2 protein-coding genes are annotated in these 1,914 nt (G+C 32.0%); one reads left to right on the plus strand and one right to left on the minus strand.

Features of this window, described 5'->3' with window-relative positions; translation table 11 throughout:
• Positions 1 to 322: 322 nt before the first annotated feature.
• A complete protein-coding gene (locus tag F1560_RS17955) occupies positions 323 to 895 on the plus strand; it encodes a cupin domain-containing protein (protein ID WP_149476024.1) in 573 nt (190 codons plus the stop codon).
• Between the two features lie 652 nt (positions 896 to 1,547).
• Here F1560_RS17955 and F1560_RS17960 read toward each other — a convergent pair.
• The coding region (locus tag F1560_RS17960) for a Ger(x)C family spore germination C-terminal domain-containing protein (RefSeq protein WP_281292659.1) at positions 1,548 to 1,914 on the minus strand (367 nt) is incomplete at its 5' end.

The raw sequence follows: 1,914 nt of genomic DNA on the forward strand, positions 1-1,914 counted from the left end.
TAAAGCGTATACTTTACGCAGATTGGCGAGAGAGTGAAGGCATACATGTAAGTCCTAAATAAAATTTGTTAGGATAAGAGCATAATATAAACTTTAGTTTTCAACAATCAGGCGCTTTAATGAAGTAACTAAAGCCTAATTTTTCACTTATAACACCGAGAAATTAGACTTTTTATATTTTGATTTCCTTAACGTTGTAAATCCGCATTTTCCTGACGCTACCCCTTATAGAGAAAACTTTCTTTAAAGTTACATAAGTCAAGTACACATTCCTCCCATAGTACATAGGATAATTTGATGAACTGTGAAGGGATTGAGAAAAATGTACTACAACCCATATGTATATCAGTATCCTTATTATGTTAATATACCTGTGTATAACTATGGAAGACAGTCTGATTACTTTACTTCTCCTAATGGGATAGAGCAGATAAACAAATTTGATTCTTTTCGCTCCCCAAATGGCAGCGATAATTTTTTGTTAACAGATTATGGACAGAATCCATTTGTGGTCAATATCAATGAAGCATCAAAGCACAATAATGCATTCCGTACTGCTTTATGGACCGGAAAATATCTTCAAGTTACTTTAATGAGTATTAATGTTGGTGAAGATATTGGGTTGGAAATCCACTCAGACGTGGATCAATTCTTACGTCTTGAACAAGGTCAAGGAATTGTACGAATGGGGAATAGCCCGGATAATTTGAATTTCGAGAGAAGAGTATTTGATGACTCTGCTATTATGATACCGGCTGGAACATGGCATAATTTAATCAATACTGGCAATACTCCATTAAAACTTTATTCAATATATGCTCCACCTAATCATCGATTTGGTACTGTTCATGTCACTAAAGAAGAAGCAATGGCTGCAGAAGAAGCTCATCATTAGGAAATAGAGGTTTTTAACTGATGTAGATTTAAAATAAAGTTTAACCGTTTATAAAAAAGTTGCACCGTTTTACCTCTTTAGATTTTTATCTGAAGGGGTGTTATCGATATTAAATAATTGATTTGGTGTAATCACCCAAAAAACAGTAAGAACTTAAACGGTTTTTACTGTTTTTTTATTTTTATTTTGAAATGGATGTACAAATTCCAACTAAGATTGCATATATCCAAAATGGATAATTAAGCAAGTGATTATTAATTTGACAATACATAGATTTAAACCTTATTTTCTCATGTGAACAAAGCCTTATTTTAATCTAAATTAAACCCTAAATGGACTGTTTATGTCTGTCAAACGACTTGAGTATTTATACTGATAATTTCAAAGAAATTAGGATAGATATGATAAAATAAAGGTAATGGTACGAATAGGGAGTTACTGAAATGATGTTTAAAGTAAAACTTTTTGATGCTAAAGGAAAAGAACTTGAAATTGAAAATAAAATCATTGGTGAACTCGTGTTTGAATCTAAACAAGCATTTTAGAGAATGCTTACCACCTGACTTCCAATATAAAGTAATTTCTAAAAAGGTAAATTCAAATAATGATAAGAAATAATTTTTGCTTATTAGAAGGTGATCAACTTCAGTGATCACAAAATGATTCCACTACTTCTAACATTGACTTTTACCTTTGGATTAACAAGGATATGCTCATAATAATTTTCTCCCTTTATTTCTTTCCATATAGATGGATGAAAGACAATGAGTTCTCTACCTAATCCAAGTACGTCACTTTGATTCGCTGCAAGTTTTTTGAACAGAGCATCCGCTTTTTCAGTGAGAATCTTTGATAATCGATTTTCCAAAAAATTGATCATTTCCTGCTTATCTAGATGGTCTGGAGGATAGTCAACAATCTCTACGTCCAATTGCAACATAATATCAGCATGTACCTTTTCTTCTTTTTCCAGCTTAAGTTTTCTTGATACGCTTTTTACATTATAGCTGACGGATCCG

The sequence above is a fragment of the Oceanobacillus polygoni genome (assembly GCF_008304605.1).
Taxonomy (GTDB): Bacteria; Bacillota; Bacilli; order Bacillales; family Amphibacillaceae; genus Oceanobacillus; species Oceanobacillus polygoni.

What these genes read in the sequence shown, in the direction of transcription:
- F1560_RS17955 (WP_149476024.1), top strand. Translation starts at nt 323, where the DNA reads ATGTACTACAACCCATATGTATATCAGTATCCTTATTATGTTAATATA.